Below are 17,808 nucleotides of genomic sequence, written 5' to 3' on the forward strand. Positions count from 1 at the left end.
GAGGCACATGTGACCGAGAACCTGCTGGCCGAGCTGGCCCAACTGACCGCCCGCACCCGGCAACTGCAGAGTCTGGTACCCCAGGTCCAGGGGGACGGGCCGTTCAGTGGGTCTGACCCTGACGGGGCGGTGTCGGCCGAGGTCGATCGGGACGGCACGCTGACCAAGGTCGAGGTCGACACCGACTGGAAGTCGCTCATCTCGCCGGATGCCCTCGGCGCGGCCGTACGGGGTGCCGTCGTCGCTGCTGGCGCCGCGCGCATGGGCTTCGAGGCGCCCACCCGCGAGGATCTGGCGAAGGACTGGTCGCAGGTTGAACTGACCGGCGAACTGCCCGAGGCCACGCCGACGCCGGAGGACGAGGAAGCGGTCGCCGAGCAGGTGAAGGCGCAGCGCCAGGTGCTCGACGATGCCGCCTCCAGGATGACGATGGCCGAGGCCGAGGAGTCGTTCCTGACCCAACTGGACCGGCTTCGCGAGGTCACGTCGGTGCTGGCCGAGCCCGGGGCGGACACCGAGCTCGTCAGCGAGAACCGGATGATCCGGCTGACCCTCAGCCCGTTCGGTCAGGTCACCGACTGCCACGTCGAGTCACGCTGGGCCGATCGACAGAGTGGACGTGCTCTCAGCATGGCCTTCGGCGAGTTGCTCGCCCAGCGTTCCTGAGCCGCGCCGGCTCGTACCCACACCTGCGCACCATCCCTGACACAGTCGGACGAGAGGATTTCCCATGAGTGAGTTGAAGGTCGCCCTGGAGGCGCTGACCGCCGAGGAGGGCTATCTCCGCGACATGGCGAAGGCCCAGTCGTCGTTGTCGTCGTCGACCGTCGGCATGCCGGACCAGATCCGGGAATGGGGGCCCTGGTCGGCGATGAAGTCGCCGATGGTCCAGGCCTTCACCCAGTTCGACGAGACGGTCTCGAGCTCGGACGAGGCGCTCAACGCCGTCGCCGACCTGATCCGCGACACCAAGGCTGCCTACGAGGCTGCTGAATCCGCCAACATGGTCCCCTGAGGAGGAGCCCTTCATGACTGCAGCACCAGCACCTCTGCCCGTCGTCACCGTCTCGTTCGGCAACCAGAACGCCGAGGAGAAGCTGATGGAGATCCGCGATCGGGTCCAGAGCTTCTGCGACGACCTCGCCTCCTACCGCAAGCCCGTCTACGCCACGGCCACCGCCATGGTCGTCGCATCGGCCGGGACGGCGTTCCCGTTGGCGTCGGCCTGCGTCGCCGCGTACGAGGGCGTCATCCTGCTCGCCCCGAAGCTGATCGAGTGGTACAACGACATCTGCCAGTGGGTCTGGGCACCGTTCAACGTGGTTGATCTCGCGAACGCCCTGCAGGGTCCGTACGACCACGCCACCGACTGCAAGCAGGCACTGATCCGGCAGGCGATGCCGGCCGACCGCGAGTGGGAGGGTGCCGCCGTCGACGCGTACTACGGTCACATCGAGACCCACAACGCGGCGGCGGGTGACGCCGAGTCGAGCGTGAAGTCGATGAAGGACACGATCCACACCGCCGGGATGGCCGGTGTCGTCGCCACCTTCACCGCCCTCGGTGCCCTGATCGCCGCCCTGATCGAGGCCATCGTCGGGCTGGTCGCCCTGATCCCGCCGGCCACGCCCGGTGGCGCGGCCCTGATCGGCATCGCGATCACCACCTTCGGCGCCACGATCGCGGCCCTGATCGCCTTCGCCCAGGCCACCGGCTCCGCCATCGAGGGACTGAAGAACGACCTCGACGGCAAGCTCCGCAGCAACAACTTCCCCGGTGGCAAGTGGCCGCAGCCGACCTCGCACTCGGTCAAGTCCGACATTCAGGACGTCGAGGGCTGGTCGTACGAGTGACCCGCTGACCCGCGGGGTGTCCACGGGTTGTCCGCACAGGCTCGGGTCGTTTGCACTCGGGGGTGCCGAGTGCTAAGAATGAGGTTGGCACTCTCCGTATGAGAGTGCCACCACAGTCGGGCACGGTGAGGTCCTGCCAGGGCCGTCCGTCGCGGGCATCGTCTCGGCGTCAACCTGAACATCTAACCCACTGGGGTGCCCGCGGGCGCCCTCGACGCGGGAGGACTGCCGATACACCATGGCAAAACTCATTGAATTCAACACCGAGGCACGGCGTGCGCTCGAGCGGGGGATGAACACCCTCGCCGACGCCGTCAAGGTGACCCTCGGTCCGAAGGGCCGCAACGTGGTCCTGGAGAAGAAGTGGGGCGCCCCCACCATCACCAACGACGGCGTCTCGATCGCGAAGGAGATCGAGCTCGAGGAGCCGTACGAGAAGATCGGCGCCGAGCTCGTCAAGGAGGTCGCCAAGAAGACCGACGACGTCGCGGGCGACGGCACCACCACCGCCACCGTGCTGGCGCAGGCGCTGGTCCGTGAGGGGCTGCGCAACGTCACCGCCGGCGCCAACCCGATGGGCCTCAAGCGTGGCATCGAGAAGGCCGTCTCGGCCATCAGCGATGCCCTGCTGGCCCAGGCCACCGAGGTCGACTCGAAGGAGCAGATCGCGGCCACCGCCTCGATCTCGGCCGGTGACAGCTCGGTCGGCGAGATCATCGCCGAGGCGATGGACAAGGTCGGCAAGGAAGGTGTCATCACCGTCGACGAGTCGAACACCTTCGGCCTTGAGCTCGAGCTCACCGAGGGCATGCGGTTCGACAAGGGCTACATCTCGCCCTACTTCGTCACCGACACCGAGCGCATGGAGACCGTGCTCGACGATCCGTACATCCTGATCGTCAACGGCAAGATCTCCAACCTCAAGGAGCTCCTGCCGGTGCTGGAGAAGGTGATGCAGTCGGGCAAGCCGCTCGTCGCCATCGCCGAGGACGTGGAGGGCGAGGCGCTGGCCGGCCTGATCGTCAACAAGCTGAAGGGCACCTTCAAGTCGGTTGCGGTCAAGGCGCCCGGTTTCGGTGACCGGCGCAAGGCCATGCTCACCGACATCGCCATCCTCACCGGTGGCCAGGTCGTGTCCGAAGAGGTCGGGCTGAAGCTCGACGGCGTCACCCTCGACCTGCTGGGCCAGGCCCGCCAGGTCGTGGTGACCAAGGACGAGACCACGGTCATCGAGGGTGCCGGCGAGTCCGACGCCATCGCCGGACGGGTCGCCCAGATCCGTGCCGAGATCGAGAACTCCGACTCCGACTACGACCGCGAGAAGCTGCAGGAGCGCCTGGCCAAGCTGGCCGGCGGTGTTGCGGTGATCAAAGTCGGCGCGGCCACCGAGGTCGAGCTCAAGGAGCGCAAGCACCGCATCGAGGACGCGGTGCGCAACGCCAAGGCTGCCGTGGAGGAGGGGATCGTCGCCGGTGGTGGCGTGGCCCTGCTGCAGGCCGCCAAGGCTGCCGACGTCTCCGGTCTGACCGGCGACGAGGCGATCGGCGCGCAGATCGTGCTGACCGCCTGCGCGGCTCCGCTCAAGCAGATCGCGGTCAACGCCGGCCTCGAGGGCGGTGTCATCGCCGAGAAGGTGGGCAACCTGCCCGCGGGCGAGGGCCTCGACGCCGCGACCGGTGAGTACGTGGACATGCTGAAGGCCGGGATCATCGATCCGGCCAAGGTGACCCGCTCGGCGCTGCAGAACGCCGGCTCGATCGCCGCGCTGTTCCTCACCACCGAAGCGGTCATCGCCGACAAGCCGGAGAAGGCTGCGCCTGCCCCGGCCGGCGACGACGGCATGGGTGGCATGGGCGGGATGGGCTTCTGATCCCCGGCCACGGCTGAGAGGGGCGGTCCCGGGTCTCCGGGGCCGCCCCTTTGTGTGTGCCCGCTGCGAAAACTTGTCGTTTCCAGGGCTCGGACCCACTGACGTGGCCGAGGGATCAGATATGACAAGTTTGCGTTCGCCAAGTTGTCCACAGATCCAGAACTCGAGCGGCCAGGCAGGGCTTTGGGGCGTCAAGCTGGGTCAATGAAGCCGACTCCCCGTCTCCCGGACGGCGTCGCCCGCACCGCCACCCTGCATTCCTTGGGAATCTCCAGGGCAGCTCTGGGGCAACTGGTCACGGCAGGGCAGTTGCAGCTCGTCCGGCGCGGCTGGTGGTCGGTCCCCGATGCCGACCCGGCCGTCGTCCGGGCCGTCCGGCTCGGTGGCCACCTGACCTGTGTCTCCGCGTTGGCCCGCCACGGCCTGTGGATCCCTGAGGGTCGGGACCTGCACCTCCGATACTCCCTTCACCAGCGCCGGTCGACCCCATCGCCACCCGGCGGTGTCAGGGTCTGCCTCCCACCCGGGCGCAGGGCGGCGGCGGCCGCCGTGGATCCCCTGCCGATCGCGTTGACCGCGGCCGGTGGTTGCGTCTCGGCCGAGGAGTTCGTCGCCATTCTCGATTCGGCGACTCACCGCCTCGCGCTCTCACCTGGCGAGCTGGCCGGCCTGCTCCACGATGCACCGGCCAGCACCCGGCGTCTGGTCCAGATGTGTGATCGTGCCGAGTCCGGCTCGGAGTCATTGGTCAGGGTTCGGCTGCGGTCGGCCGGCGTCTCGGTCCGGCCGCAGGTGGTGATCGCCGGTGTCGGCCGCGTGGACCTGTTGGTGGGCCGGCGCCTCGTCCTCGAGATCGACAGCCGGGCCCACCACACCGGCACCCAGAACCACTCCAGCGACCGAACCCGAGACCGTAGGTTGATTGCTCTGGGCTACCTACCCATGCGCTTCACCTACCATCAGGTGATGCACAGCTGGGACGACGTGTGGCCTGATCTGCTTGCCGTCATCCGCCGCGGTGAGCACCTCCGCGAACCTCGGGCAGTGCGCCGTCGGTCGCCGGGGAGAACCCATTCGTGACGCAAACTTGTCAGATCCACCCACCGGATCGCCTGACGTGGTCCGGGGCCCGGATTTGACAAGTTTGCGCACGGGAAAGGGCTTACTTGCATCCGGTGGGCCGGGTGGGGAAGGATGGCGCCATGCATGAGGGGTGGAGCGAATGACTGGAGCAGCAGACGACCGGCCGGTGGCGATGGTCACCGGCGGCAACCGGGGGATCGGCCTCGGCATCACCCGTGGGCTGCTGGCCGCCGGGTACGCCGTGTCCATCCTCGCCACCCGGGAGGAGCCGACCGAGCTGTTGGCCGAGCTGGGCGAGACCGGGCCGGTCCGCTACAGCCGGGGCAGTGTCGCCGAGCTCGCCGACAACCAGCGCTATCTGGCCGAGACGCTCGCCGACTGGGGCCGGGTCGACCTGCTGGTCAACAACGCCGGCGTCGCCCCCACCGTCCGCGACGACATCCTGGTCGCGACGCAGGAGAGCTACGACCGGGTGATGTCGATCAACCTGCGTGGTCCGTACTTCCTGACCCAGGCGGTGGCCAACCAGATGATCAGCCAGCGCGGCGAGGTGGACCTCACCGGCCCGGTCGCCGGCACGATCGTCAACGTGTCCTCGACCTCGGCCAGGACCGTGTCGACCAACCGTGGCGAGTACTGCATCTCCAAGGCGGGGGTGGCGATGGCCACCCAGCTGTGGGCCGCCCGGCTGGCGCCGGAGGGGATCGTGGTGTACGAGATCCGCCCCGGCGTGATCGACACCGACATGACGTCCGGGGTGAAGGATCGCTACGACGCGATGTTCGCCGACGGCCTGGCGCCGATCCCGCGGTGGGGTGTGCCCGCCGACGTCGCCGGCGCGGTCGTCCAGCTCGCCGCCGGCGCGATGCCGTACTCCACCGGTGACGTGATCAACGTCGACGGTGGCATGCACATCCCGCGACTGTGATCTCGGCAAGGAGCGTTCTGATCATGGGAAACACCAGTCCTGACAGCGAAATCGACAGCACCGTGCTGGTGATCGACGGGCACGAGGTGCCGGTCGTGTCGGCCAACACGGTTGTCGTCGGCACGGGGGCCGCCGGCTACTGTGCGGCCGCCCGGTTGGTCCAGTTCGGCACCACCGACGTGGTCGTGGTGACCGACAAGATCCGCGCCGGTGCCTCCCGCAACGCCGGTTCGGACAAGCAGACCTACTACAAGCTCACCCTGTCGGGGGCCGAGCCCGATTCCGTACGGGACATGGCCGAGACGCTGTTCGCCGGCGGCTCGATGGACGGCGACATCGCGCTCGCCGAAGCCGCCTGGTCGGCCCGTACCTTCTTCAACCTGGTCGAGGCAGGGGTGCCGTTCCCGCACGCCCGCAGTGGTGAGTTCGTCGGCTACAAGACCGACCACGACCCGCGGCAGCGTGCGACGTCGGTCGGACCGTACACGTCCAAGACGATGGTGGAGCAGCTGGAGAAGCAGGTCCGGCGCAACGGCACCCCGATCATCGACTCCTGTCGGGTGGTCGACCTGATCGTCGATCATGAGGGTGACCGGGGCGGCAGCATCGCCGGGTTGTTGTGCCTGCGTACGGATGTGCGCGACGGGGCGGACGAGTCCCGGTTCCTGTTGCTGCGTTGCCACAACATCGTCTACGCCACCGGCGGTCCGGCCGGGATGTACGCCGACGCGGTCTACCCGCACGGCCAGTGGGGTGCCAACGGGGCGGCGCTGCGGGCGGGGGTGCGGGGCAAGAACCTGACCGAGTGGCAGTTCGGGCTCGCCTCGATCCGGCCGCGGTGGAACGTCTCGGGCACCTACATGCAGGTGCTGCCGCGCTTCATCTCCACCGACGCGGACGGCAACAACGAACGGGAGTTCCTCACCGAGGCGATCCCCGACTACGGTCGCCAGCTGTCGATGATCTTCCTGAAGGGCTACCAGTGGCCCTTCGACATCCGCAAGGCGACCGACGGGTCGTCGCTGATCGACCTGTTGGTGCACCGGGAGACGGTGCTGCGGGGCCGCCGGGTGTTCCTGGACTTCCGGTCGAACCCGGTACGGCCCGACTTCGACCCGAGCACGCTGAGCGAGGAGGCCCACAGCTACCTCGACCGCGCAGGCGTCCTCGCACTCGGCGACAGCACCCCGATCCAGCGGCTGCAGCACATGAACCGTCCCGCCTACAACTTCTACCTGGAACGGAATCCGCAGATCGACCTGGAGGTCGAACCGCTCGAGGTCGCGGTGTGTGCCCAGCACAACAACGGCGGCCTGGTGGTCGACCAGTGGTGGCACTCCAACGTGGCCGGGTTCTTCCCGGTGGGGGAGGCGGCCGGGGCCCACGGCATCTACCGCCCCGGTGGGGCTGCGCTCAACTCCGGCCAGGTCGGTGCCACCCGAGCGGCCACGTACGTCGCCGCACGCCGGACCGGCGACCCGGTCGACCATGATCAGTTCGCCACGCTGGCGACGCCGGTCACCCGGAAGGCCCAGGCCCTGCTGGCCGGAGCGGCCGACCGTGCCGCACAGGCCGGTGACGACACCGACGCGCTGCTGCGGGAGGCGACCGAACTGATGAGCCGCAATGCGGCCGTGGTTCGTTCCCGGGCGGGGATCGGCGAGGCACTGCAGCAGGTGAAGGCGTGGCTGGACTCGTACGAGTCGACCGTCGGTGCGGATGCGGGGAGCCGACGGTCGGTCAACCGGCTGTTCCTGATCCGCGACATCATCACCAGCCAGTTCGTCTATCTGTCGGCGATGGCGGACTATCTCGATCATGGTGGGCGCTCACGCGGGTCGGTGCTCTACACCGACCCGGAGGGTCGGCTCCCGCTGGCGGGGACGGAGGACGACCCCACCGCCGAGCTGGACCTGCCCGAGGTGTACCGCTTCAGGCTCGACGAGGGCGAACTGGCCGGGGTGATCCAGGAGACCGACTGGCACGGTACGGGGACGCCCGACTTCGCGTGGCGGCCGATCCGTCCGATCCCTGCCGACGACGAGTTCTTCGAGAACGTGTGGCGTGGCTATCGCGAGGACCAGAACGTCCACTGACGTACGGCCCTGATCCGGCACGTGCGGCCGACCGGCCCACCGCTCCCGGCCGGATCGGTGTGCCTGTGGGACGATGTTTGACGTGTCTGGGTCCGTGATTGGCGTGGTCGACGGCCACAACGACCTGCCGTGGCGGATGCGTCAGGTCGACTACGACCTGTCGCGGCGAGACGTCAGCCGGCCCCAGTCCGAGCTGCACACCGACCTGCCCCGGGCCCGGCAGGGCGGGCTGGTCGGCCAGTTCTGGTCGGTGTTCGTCCCCTGCAACCTTCGCGGTGCCGATGCGGTGACCGCCACCTTGCAACAGGTCGACTTCGTGCACGAGCTGGTCGCCGCCCACCCCGAGGACCTGCGGCTGGTGACCTCCGCGTCCGGTCTGCAGGAGTGCCTCGACGGTGACGTGGGCGGTCCGATCGCCTGTCTGATGGGGGCCGAGGGTGGCCACAGCATCGATGACTCACTCGGGGTGCTGCGCAACCTGTACCGGCTCGGGGTGCGCTACCTGACGTTGACCCACAACGAGAACACCGCGTGGGCCGACTCGGCGACCGACGAGCCACGCCATGGTGGCCTGACCGACTTCGGGCGGACCGTGGTCACCGAGCTGAACCGGCTCGGCATGATGGTCGACCTCTCCCACACCTCGCCCGACACGATGCGCGACGCGATGGACGCCTCCCGGGCTCCGGTGATCTTCTCGCACTCCTCGTGCCGTGCGGTCTGTGATCATCCTCGCAACGTGCCTGACGACGTGCTCGGTCGCCTCGCCACCGACGGCGGCCTGGTCATGATCACCTTCGTGCCGCAGTTCGTCAGCCCGCCGGTGGCCGAGTGGGAGCTGGACCTGGCCGAGCGATGCCGCGCCGCCGGGGTCGACCCCCATGACACGGCCGGGTACGACCGGGTCGCGGCCGAGGCGCCGCCTCGACCACAGGCACGGTTGGCCGACGTCGTCGCCCACTGTGAGCACGCCCGCGAGGTCGCCGGCATCCGCCACATCGGGATCGGTGGCGACTACGACGGGGTGAGCACCACTCCGGTCGAGCTGCCCGACGTGGCGAGTTACCCCCGACTGCTGGCCGCACTGGCCGACCTGGGGTGGAGCCGGGCCGACCTGACCAGCTTCGCCCACGGCAACCTGATCCGGGTGATGCACGAGGTCGAACGCGTCGGTGCCCGATTGCGTGCCACCACAGTCCCGGCCTGGCAGCCGATCCCGAGGAGTTGATCATGGACCGGCCACTGCTGGAGATCATCGGGCTGCACGCCGCCGACGCCGAACGGGCCGAGGCCGGCGGTGCCGACCGGATCGAACTGGTCGGCACGATGGAGTTCGACGGGCTGTCACCCGAACCCGGTCTGGTCGAACAGGTCTGTGCGGCGACCTCGCTGCCGGTCCGGGTGATGCTGCGGCTGCGGGAGGGGTTCGGCACCGACGGCGGTGAGGCGACCCGGCTGGTCGGGTTGGCGCGATCGTACGAGGACGCCGGCGCCAGTGGGCTGGTCTTCGGATTCCTCAACGCACACTCGGAGATCGACCGCTCGGTGATCACGACGCTGGCGCAGGCCACCGACCTGCCGTGGACCTTCCACCGGGCCGTCGACGCCACCTTGGACAGCGATCGGGCCTGGCGGCTGCTGCCACGGTTGGGGTGTGACCAGGTGCTGACCGCAGGCTCGGCCCGCGGCGTCGAGGAGGGGCTGGACGACCTGATCGCGCGGGCCAACCAGGACCCGACCGTCGCCCGGTTGATCATGGCCGGTGGGGGACTGCAGACCGATCACGTGCCGTGGCTGATGCGCGCCGGGATCACCGCCTTCCATCTCGGCAGCCGGGTCCGGCCGACGGCGTCGTGGAAGGCCTACGTGGACGACGAACTGGTGGCGATGTGGCGCAAGCTGCTCGACGCCACGCACCGGAAGCTGGGCGGCTGAGCGTGGCGATCTACGTCGACCGGCCCACCTGGCCCGGCCACGGGATGTTGTGGTCGCACCTGATCAGCGACACCTCGTACGACGAACTGCACGACTTCGCCGCCGGCCTCGGCATCCCGCGCCGGGCCTTCGAGCGGGACCACTACGACGTGATGGAGTCCCGGTTCGACCAGGTCGTCGCCGCCGGAGCCGAGGTCGTCACCACCCGCGAGATCGTCCGGAAGCTGTTGGCGTCCGGGCTCCGGGTGCGCGCCGCCGACGCCTGAGCCGTCGGGTCGCCCAGTCCTCGGCGAATCATGCTTGATTCATGCCGTTGGTGAAGGATTCACTCGGGCCGTCGACCCACCATGGCTACCGCGCCGTTCGAAGGAGAATCCGCGATGACTCCCAACATGATCAGCCGTCGGACACTGCTGGCCGGGGCCTCCGGCCTCGGTGTCGCTGCGATCGGCCTGACCGCCTGTCAGCCCGGAACCGAGGACGCCGAAGGCCCCGCAGGGGGCGCGCCGGGGGAACAGACTCCCGGCCTGCAGCTGCCCACGTACACCCCCTTCGGTGACGTCGAACCGGATTTGCCGGGTGACGCCGAGCTCGGGTTGCCGGCGGCCTACTTCCACTTCCCCGAGATTCAGGAGATGGCAGGGATCCCGTTGCCCGAGACGGAGCCGTTCTCCTATCTGGCACAGATGCCGCTGACCCAGACACCCCAACCGGGAAACCCGTGGTACGACAAGTTCGTCGCCGACATGGGCAACCGCTTCGAGATGATCGCCGGCGGCTATGCCGAGTACCTGCAGAAGTTCTCGGTCACGATGGCCGGTGGCGAGTTGCCGGACCTGGTGATGATCGAGCCGGTGCCGCAACTGGAACGCCTGCTGGACGAGAAGTTCCACGACCTGACGCCCTACCTCGGCGGCGACAACATCCAGGAGTATCCGGGGTTGGCGTCCCTGCCGACCGCGACCTGGAGGGTGTGCGTCCAGGGCGGCAAGCTGCGCGGTGTGACCCGGCCGGCCGTCCCGGCGCCGGCCGTGGTCAACGTGTGGAGTGACGACATGGAGAAGCTGGGCCTCGAGGCCGACCCGGCGCCGAAGGACGGCGCCGAGCTGATCGACATGCTGAAGGCGATGACCAGCGGCGGCAGCTTCGGACTCGGCGCCGATCCGACGGCCTCCAGCCTGCGCATGACCACCCAGATGTGCGGTGTGCCGAACGAGTGGCGGGTCACCGACGGGGTGTTCACCCATGCGTACGAGACCGAGGAGTACCTGCACGCACTGGAGGCGGCCGGACAGATCTGGGCGGCCGAGGTGATGCACCCGGAGTCGATCACCAATCCCGACGCCAAGTCGGGCTGGTTCCGCGAGGGCGTCAGCCGCGCCATCTTCCAGGGCTTTGCCGCGTGGGGCTACACCACCACCAACGCCAAGACACGTCGACTCGGGCAGCTGGTCCTGCCGAAGTGGGACGGCGGTGGCGAGGCCTCGCTGCATCGCGGCTCGTCGGGCTACTACTCCTACACCGCGATCCCGAAGTCGGTGAGTGAGGACCGGTTGCGGGAGTTGCTGAAGATCATGGACTACATCGCCGCACCGTTCGGCACGCGGCAGTACCTGACGGGGGAGTACGGCGTCGAGGGCGTGCACTACACGCTGGACGGCAACGATCCGGTGCAGATCAACGAGGCACGCCGGCGCGACATGATCGGTGGTCTCGGGTATGCGGGTCGACAGAGCCTGTTCAACATCTACATTCCCGGGTACGACGACGTCGCGAGCCGCATGCATGCCTACGCCGCTGCCACCCTCCCGACGTCCGTGCCGGACCCGAGCGAGGGGCTGTACTCGGAGACCTGGTCCACCAAGGGAGCCAGCTTCGCGACGAAGGTGAGGGACCTGCAGTTGGCCATCATCCGCGGTCTCCGACCCGTCACGGCCTGGAGTGACTTCATCACGTCGGAGTGGACGCCCACCGTCGGTGACAAGTCCCGTGAGGAGTACCAGGCCGCGTACGAAGCGTCCGATTCCTGAAGCCACCCGTCAGAGGTGGAACACCACGGTGAACTCCCGTGGTGTCGAGGACCGGGGGACCGTGATGCTGATCGTGTCCCCCCTGGTCGCCACCGTCGCCTCCCCGTCGTCGGCCAGTGTCGACCACACCCCGCTGGGCAGCTCGACGGTGAGCGCATCACCTCCCACGCCGTGCGGGGTCACTGCCACGGTCCGGATGCCGTCGGCGTCCTTGATCAGGACGGTGCCCGGTCCGTCGGTGGTGAGCCCGTCGACGCTGTTGGCCTGCCAGAACGCGAATCCGCGAACGTCGCCGATGCGGGCGGCCTGGGTCAGCTCGTCGTTCACGAGCACCTCGTGGCCACCCGAGGTGGCCGCGGCCGCGGTCTGTTCGGCTGTCGCCCCGGGCAACAGCACATAGCCGTACGAGTGTCCGTACGGGTTCGTACCGTGCCAGATCCAGACGGTCAGGAAGCGACGCTGCAACACCTCGGTCGGTCCGGTCCCGTTGATGGTGGACCAGGCGCCACTGCGGGTCTCACGGCGCATCTTGAGTACGGTCCCCGGTTCGAACAGGTAGCCACCGACGCCCTCGAGGTGGGCCCATCGGGGGCTGTGCAGCGTACGTGACGTGTCGAGTCCGGGGATCTGTTCGTCGCCGTCGACCAGCAGCCTGTTGCTGCCCTCGGCGTGCAGATTGCGGTTCTCGACGATCGTCTCGACCTGTGCGCCACTGGTCGACCGGATCCCGGAGCCGAGGGCGACGACCCGGCCGTCGTGGCCGAGCCAGTACTTGCGGGCCCGGAGCAGTGGCTCGGTCTCACCCAGTCCGCGAAGGTCCTGGGCGAAGACCACCGCGGCCTCCGGATCGTCTCGATGCACCGCACTGCCGCCGGTCCACTCTCCCGGACACAACGCACGCCCGAAGGTCAGCCCCGTCTCGTCGGGAAGCCGGGTCTGGTCGGTGGTGGTGCCCGGCAACCGGTACCAGTCGACGGTGGGCCAGAACTCGTCGTCGTACTGCGTCACGTCGTCGTTGTAGAGCGTGGTCATGCCTGCGCCGGTGTGGAATCCGCGCGGGTTCTCGTCGTTGCCGCACTCGTACAAGGCGATGCGGCTGCTCGCCCCGGCGATCGCCAGGCCCCAACCCGGCTGCCGGAACACGACCCGGTCCATGGAGCCGAACAGGTGTACGCCGGCGGGGTCAGGCAGGGCCGGTGCGGGGCTCGCCTCCAACCGTCGGATCGCCGACACCCGGGTGACCGAAGTCAGGTTCACGTCGTCGCCGAGGTCGGCCAGCCATCCCTTGCACCGGCCCAGCCAACGAGACGCCGTCGTCGCGTCCACGGCGGCACTCATGTCCACCAACGCCTCCAGCAGGTTCGCGGTCTCGGTCCGGCTGCGCAACTCGGCCCGGCTGATCGCGCGACCGCGGGTCGAGTCGAGCACCTGACCGCGGTGGACCACCGGCAGGAAGGCACGGTCGATCAGGTCGAAGAAGTCGGCGTGATACGCCCCGGCCCCGACCACCGGCTCGAGCAGCGCGAACAGCTTGGCGAGCGCCACCGGCATCACGATGCCGTACGAACCGGTGTAGGCGACCGTCGTGTGGGTGATGAACGACCCGTCCGCGTAGAAGCCGTCGCCGCTGGTGACCAGCTCCCAACCGACCGCCAGCCCGGCCCTGGCGTGCTCGAGCTTGGCGGTGTCCCCGTCGGCCAGTGCTCGGACGATGATCGACCGGCACAGGCTGATGCGGCCGGTGCCGACCGACAGCTTGCGCCCCTCTCCCTCCGGCAACTTGTACCAGGGATCGGGGACGTAGAAGTCGATGGCGGCACAGTAGTTGGCGATGTCGGTCGCGGTGAGGTGTTCGTACACCAACATCATCGTGGACGACAGACACTCGGTGACGCCCTGTTCCCAGGTCCACCAGTTGCCGTACTCCGGGATCGAGGGGTTGTACCCGAACTGGTTCGCGGTCCGCAGGCCTTCGATGATCTCGGCCACCAGCGTGGGGTCGTGGAAGAGGGCCTGGCCCGGGGTGGCCCACGCGTATCCCATCGACCGCAGCCGACGATAGGTGAGCATCACGCCGTCGTTGGTGTCCAACGGGGCGTCGGTGAACACGGCGCTACGCCCGGCGCCGTGGTCGAGGTGCGTCCTGGCATCGGCGGCGGCAGCACGCCGCCGCTCCAGCACCACGGCGTAGCGGGGGTCGCCGGTGTCGATCTCCTGTCGTCCGGTGAAGACGTCGAGCCAACGGGACCGCAGCGCCGGATGGTCGATACCGGCGTCAGCGGCGGCGGGAAGGCTGCCGAAGAGGGACGAGATCACCCCTGCGGCGGGGAGAGACGCTGCAGCCAACAGGATTGTCCTTCGCGTGGGATCAGGTTGGGACATGGGCCCAGCAGATCGGGCGGCGGCGGGTTGAATCCAGTACCTGTGGCGGATCCGATGTCCTGATGTGATGCGTCCCGCGATACGCAAAGAATCTTGATTCATTCCGTCGTCCATGGGTTGAATCCTGTGACATGGCACATTCCTTCGTCCCCATCGGTCCGCAGGAGGCGACGTTGGCGCCATCGGTGCACCATCGCCGGCTGGTCGAACGGACCACACCGCGGCTCGGGTTCACCGAGGGGGCCGACGTGACGACCTGGCAGGCTGACCTACGCGGCGAGCTCGGCCCCATGGTGGCGATCCCGGAGAAGCGGGGGCCACTGGAGGCGCGAACCGAGTGGCGCCTCGACACGACGTGGGGGACCGTCGAACGGATCCGGTTCCACGCGGAGCCCGGGGCGGACGTGGTCGGCTACCTCTGCCTGCCGAGAAGCGGACCCGATCCGGCATCCGGTGCGTACCCCGTGATGATCTGTCTGCAGGGGCACTCGAGTGGCGCCCACAACTCGATCGGCCGCGCCTATCACGACGAGTCCACCGTGATCGACGTGCCAGGGGATCGTGACTTCGCGGTCGAGGCCTGCCGACGCGGGTATGCGGCGTTGTGCCTCGAACAGCGCAGCTTCGGACAGCGGGCCGAGTGGACGCAACCTCGGGTGTCGGACTACATGTGCCTGGACACCTCGCTGCAGGCCCTGCTGCTCGGTCGGACACTGTTGGGCGAACGGCTGCTGGACGTCGACCGTGGCATCGACTACCTCGACCAACGCGGTGACATCGACATGTCGCGGATCGGGCTGATGGGCAACTCCGGCGGTGGGGTGGTCACCATGTACGGCGCAGCGTTGCTGGATCGGATCGCCTTCGCGATGCCCTCGTGCGCGTTCTGCACCTTCGACTCCTCGTTGATGAGCGTCTATCACTGTGCCTGCAACTACATCCCTGGCCTGCTGACCGTGGCCGAGGCCGCCGACGTCACCGGACTGTTCGCCCCCAAACCGATCGTGATCGTTGCCGGTCGAACGGATCCGGTGTTCCCACTCCACGGCGTCGAGGCCGGGTTCGCTTCGCTGCAACGGATCTACGCAGCCGCCGGTGCCCCGGACCGATGTCGGCTGGTCATCGGTGAGGGCGGTCACCGGTTCTACGCCGAACAGGGCTGGAACGAACTCGGCGAACTGCTCGCGCGATGACCGCGACCGGCGGGCCGGGTGTGACAGGACCCCAGGGGCGACGGTCCCTGAAGTTCCGAGAGGTGTCGGAGTGGCTGCGTCGCGGCATCCTGGCCGGGACGTGGCCGGTCGGTGACCGGTTGCCGACCGAGCAACAACTTGTCCGCAGTACCGGCTATTCCCTCAACACGGTGCGGCGGGGCGTGGACGACCTGGTCGCCGACGGACTCGTGGAACGGCGACAGGGGGCGGGCACCTTCGTCATGCTGCAGCGTCGGTCGGGCCCTCGGGGTCGGGTCAACATCGGAGTCATGCTGCCGGGGACCAGTCAGTACTTCCCGACCGTGTTGCAAGGGGTGTCGGAGGCGTTGACCCAGGCTGGGGCGTCACTGCAGCTGGCGAGTTATGCCTACCGACCCGAGCGTGAGGACGACTGCATCGAGCGGCTGCTCGCAGCCGAGGTCGACGGCCTGTTGCTGGTTCCCACGCTGGCCGGACTGACCGATCCGGGCCACCGCGTCCGCCAGCTCGGCAGGCTGCCCGTACCGGTGGTGATGTTGGAGCGGAGCCTGCCCGAACTCGGCCCGGCCGACAGGTCGGAGTACGTCTGTTCTGATCATGAAGGTGGGGCGTACGACGCCGTGCAGCACCTCCACCGGTTGGGGCATCGACGCATCGCGCTGTTGCTGCGCGACCAGTCGGCAACCCGGTTCGGTGTCCACGCCGGACATCGGCGGGCCGCCAGTGACCTCGATCTGCCCACTCTCCCGGTGTTGCGCGCCGACGCCGACCAGTGGCGTCGGACCAGGGCCGAGGGCGTCCTGGACGCACTACTGGCCCAGCATGCGACGGCGGCACTGGTGTTCGGCGATTCGGAGGCCACCCTGCTGCTGAACGCGGCCCGGCGCCGCGGCATCGCCGTGCCCGAGGAGTTGGCGCTGGTGTCCTACGACGACGAGACCGCCGACATCGCCGATGTGCCGCTCACCGCGGTGTCGCCCCCCAAGCACCGGATCGGCCGCATGGCCGCGGAGATCCTGTTGCAACGGCTCGCCGAGGGTGCCGAATGTCCGCTGCATCAGGTACGGCTTCGCCCCGAGCTCGTTGTCCGGGAGTCCTGTGGTGCGGCTCTTGACAGCGGTCCTCTGCATCTGGAAATCTCTGAACACAGCTGAACGAATGTGCACGTAGCTGCTCACGAAGAGGTGTGGATTGGGTCCCAGATCAACGCGACGGGATGTCGAGGCACGCTGTCGTTCGTTGATGGATGATCTGCGACTGCGCGCCGCAGACCCCGCGACTGCCCCGGGCGAGGCCGTCCCGACGCTGCGCGAACTGCGACTGCGATACGACCTGTCCTCCGGGAGCGTGACCGCCTGCCTCCGGACGTTGTCCGAGGAAGGGGTGTTGGTCACCGTGCCCCGGGTCGGCGCCTTCTTCGCGCTGCCCACGCAACAGCGACCGCCCACCTTCCTGCTGGCCGTGGAGGACGACCTCGAGCACTCGGCCCCGCTGGTCGGGACGTTGACCCGCGTACGGTCTGCCTTCGAGCGCCGCTGCGCCCAGCTGGGTGGGGCCTCGCTGTTCGTCGGTCTCTCCCGGCTGCGGGACACCGCCTACCGTCGAGGGCTGCCGGCGATCTCCGGCGTGTTCGCCTGGACCGAGGAGCGTGAGCCTCTTCCAGCCTGGCTGCCGACCTCTGACGTGCACCAGGTGCGGTTGGCCAGCCGCGCCCCGGACCGGGCCGGCGACGCCGGCGTCCCTGTCATCGATCGGGTGGACATGGACCAGGTCGGCGGTGGCCGCGCGGCCGTCGAGCACCTGGTCCATCTCGGCCACCGTCGCATCGCCTTCCTCGGGCTCCATGGGCGACCTGTCGACGACCATCACTGGTCTCGTGCTCGGGAGCAGGGGTGGCAGGCCGGCCTTGCCGGCACCGGGTCAGCTGCGGGGCCGACCTACCTCCCGGCCCGGCAGCCGATCCGCGGAGACGATGAACTCGTCGCCGCCCGTGAGCCGGCCGGCCGACTGGTCGCCGAACTGGACGACACCGGTGTCACGGCAGTCGTCGGGGCCAACAACGAAGCGGTGGCTGCGTTGTTGGAGGCGCTGGCGGCCGGTGCCATGCACCCCAACCGCTGGCCCGCCGTCGTCGGCTTCGACACCGGGCGGGACCTCGGCAACGACTTCGTGAGTTCGATCCAGTCTCCGTACGAGGAAATGGGCCGCGCCGCCGCGACGCTGTTGTGGCAGCGGCACTCCGGACAGCTCACGGGTCCGGCTACCGCGCGCATCCTCGCCATGACGCCGATCCCCCGATTGAGCTCACACTCCGCGTGGAAGGCGACCCTGCCCGACACGAACGCCGTACCCATCCCCAGCACCACCGCCTGAGCACCGCGAACGACAGACCGACAACGCGTCCGAAGAGGTCGGGCGCGAAACACGACGACACTGCT

General features: G+C 68.6%; 15 protein-coding genes. 14 read left to right on the forward strand and 1 reads right to left on the reverse strand.

The features are described from left to right. Window positions 1–9 precede the first annotated feature (9 nt). From ACQBAU_RS03755 to ACQBAU_RS03805, 11 genes are all read left to right on the forward strand, one after another. Complete coding sequence (locus tag ACQBAU_RS03755) at window positions 10–666, forward strand: hypothetical protein (RefSeq protein WP_465255146.1); 657 nt, start codon at window positions 10–12, stop codon at window positions 664–666. A 64-nt stretch (window positions 667–730) separates the two neighbouring features. After that, window positions 731–1,015, forward strand: coding sequence for a hypothetical protein (locus ACQBAU_RS03760; protein ID WP_465255145.1), 285 nt, complete (start codon window positions 731–733; stop codon window positions 1,013–1,015). Between the two features lie 13 nt (window positions 1,016–1,028). After that, on the forward strand, window positions 1,029–1,853 hold the full coding sequence (locus ACQBAU_RS03765) for a hypothetical protein (protein WP_465255144.1): 825 nt from the start codon (window positions 1,029–1,031) through the stop codon (window positions 1,851–1,853). A 238-nt stretch (window positions 1,854–2,091) separates the two neighbouring features. Further along, window positions 2,092–3,723, forward strand: a complete 1,632-nt coding sequence (groL, locus tag ACQBAU_RS03770; protein ID WP_465255143.1) for a chaperonin GroEL — start codon at window positions 2,092–2,094, stop codon at window positions 3,721–3,723. Between the two features lie 204 nt (window positions 3,724–3,927). Beyond that, window positions 3,928–4,803, forward strand: a complete 876-nt coding sequence (locus ACQBAU_RS03775; RefSeq protein ID WP_465255142.1) for a DUF559 domain-containing protein — start codon at window positions 3,928–3,930, stop codon at window positions 4,801–4,803. 142 nt (window positions 4,804–4,945) lie between these two features. Continuing rightward, a complete protein-coding gene (locus ACQBAU_RS03780; protein WP_434551248.1) occupies window positions 4,946–5,734 on the forward strand; it encodes a 3-ketoacyl-ACP reductase in 789 nt (262 codons plus the stop codon). Between the two features lie 23 nt (window positions 5,735–5,757). Beyond that, entirely contained in the window at window positions 5,758–7,830 is a 2,073-nt protein-coding gene (locus tag ACQBAU_RS03785) for an FAD-binding protein (RefSeq protein WP_465255141.1), read from the forward strand. Window positions 7,831–7,912: 82 nt separating this feature from the next. Beyond that, complete coding sequence (locus ACQBAU_RS03790; protein WP_465255140.1) at window positions 7,913–9,058, forward strand: dipeptidase; 1,146 nt, start codon at window positions 7,913–7,915, stop codon at window positions 9,056–9,058. A 2-nt stretch (window positions 9,059–9,060) separates the two neighbouring features. After that, the gene (locus ACQBAU_RS03795) at window positions 9,061–9,765 is read left to right on the forward strand and encodes a copper homeostasis protein CutC (RefSeq protein ID WP_434551245.1); all 705 of its coding nucleotides are present in this window, start codon (window positions 9,061–9,063) and stop codon (window positions 9,763–9,765) included. 2 nt (window positions 9,766–9,767) lie between these two features. Beyond that, window positions 9,768–10,031, forward strand: a complete 264-nt coding sequence (locus ACQBAU_RS03800) for a DUF4031 domain-containing protein (protein ID WP_434551244.1) — start codon at window positions 9,768–9,770, stop codon at window positions 10,029–10,031. 114 nt (window positions 10,032–10,145) lie between these two features. Next, window positions 10,146–11,795, forward strand: coding sequence for an extracellular solute-binding protein (locus ACQBAU_RS03805; RefSeq protein ID WP_465255139.1), 1,650 nt, complete (start codon window positions 10,146–10,148; stop codon window positions 11,793–11,795). A gap of 9 nt (window positions 11,796–11,804) precedes the next feature. Here ACQBAU_RS03805 and ACQBAU_RS03810 read toward each other — a convergent pair whose 3' ends face one another. After that, the gene (locus ACQBAU_RS03810; protein ID WP_465255138.1) at window positions 11,805–14,141 is read right to left on the reverse strand and encodes a polysaccharide lyase 8 family protein; all 2,337 of its coding nucleotides are present in this window, start codon (window positions 14,139–14,141) and stop codon (window positions 11,805–11,807) included. A 167-nt stretch (window positions 14,142–14,308) separates the two neighbouring features. Between ACQBAU_RS03810 and ACQBAU_RS03815 the strand changes: the two genes are divergently transcribed. The 3 genes from ACQBAU_RS03815 to ACQBAU_RS03825 all read left to right on the forward strand — a co-directional run bounded on the left by ACQBAU_RS03815 (window position 14,309) and on the right by ACQBAU_RS03825 (window position 17,743). Then, entirely contained in the window at window positions 14,309–15,370 is a 1,062-nt protein-coding gene (locus tag ACQBAU_RS03815) for an alpha/beta hydrolase family protein (protein WP_465255137.1), read from the forward strand. Between the two features lie 62 nt (window positions 15,371–15,432). After that, window positions 15,433–16,524 carry a substrate-binding domain-containing protein gene (locus ACQBAU_RS03820; RefSeq protein WP_465255136.1) on the forward strand — a complete coding sequence of 364 codons (1,092 nt, stop codon included), beginning with the start codon at window positions 15,433–15,435 and terminating at the stop codon, window positions 16,522–16,524. Between the two features lie 88 nt (window positions 16,525–16,612). Continuing rightward, window positions 16,613–17,743 carry a substrate-binding domain-containing protein gene (locus ACQBAU_RS03825; RefSeq protein WP_465255135.1) on the forward strand — a complete coding sequence of 377 codons (1,131 nt, stop codon included), beginning with the start codon at window positions 16,613–16,615 and terminating at the stop codon, window positions 17,741–17,743. The last annotated feature ends 65 nt before the right edge of the window (window positions 17,744–17,808 follow it).

The sequence above is a fragment of the Carbonicoccus niuqiaonis genome, from assembly GCF_050157065.1.
In the GTDB taxonomy this organism is placed as follows: domain Bacteria; phylum Actinomycetota; class Actinomycetes; order Propionibacteriales; family Propionibacteriaceae; genus Avipropionibacterium.

Bases quoted from the DNA above. Each gene is read 5' to 3' on its own strand.
- ACQBAU_RS03760 (WP_465255145.1), top strand. From the start codon at position 731: ATGAGTGAGTTGAAGGTCGCCCTGGAGGCGCTGACCGCCGAGGAGGGC.
- ACQBAU_RS03765 (WP_465255144.1), top strand. From the start codon at position 1,029: ATGACTGCAGCACCAGCACCTCTGCCCGTCGTCACCGTCTCGTTCGGC.
- groL (WP_465255143.1), top strand. From the start codon at position 2,092: ATGGCAAAACTCATTGAATTCAACACCGAGGCACGGCGTGCGCTCGAG.
- ACQBAU_RS03775 (WP_465255142.1), top strand. From the start codon at position 3,928: ATGAAGCCGACTCCCCGTCTCCCGGACGGCGTCGCCCGCACCGCCACC.
- ACQBAU_RS03780 (WP_434551248.1), top strand. From the start codon at position 4,946: ATGACTGGAGCAGCAGACGACCGGCCGGTGGCGATGGTCACCGGCGGC.
- ACQBAU_RS03785 (WP_465255141.1), top strand. From the start codon at position 5,758: ATGGGAAACACCAGTCCTGACAGCGAAATCGACAGCACCGTGCTGGTG.
- ACQBAU_RS03795 (WP_434551245.1), top strand. From the start codon at position 9,061: ATGGACCGGCCACTGCTGGAGATCATCGGGCTGCACGCCGCCGACGCC.
- ACQBAU_RS03805 (WP_465255139.1), top strand. From the start codon at position 10,146: ATGACTCCCAACATGATCAGCCGTCGGACACTGCTGGCCGGGGCCTCC.
- ACQBAU_RS03815 (WP_465255137.1), top strand. From the start codon at position 14,309: ATGGCACATTCCTTCGTCCCCATCGGTCCGCAGGAGGCGACGTTGGCG.
- ACQBAU_RS03825 (WP_465255135.1), top strand. From the start codon at position 16,613: ATGGATGATCTGCGACTGCGCGCCGCAGACCCCGCGACTGCCCCGGGC.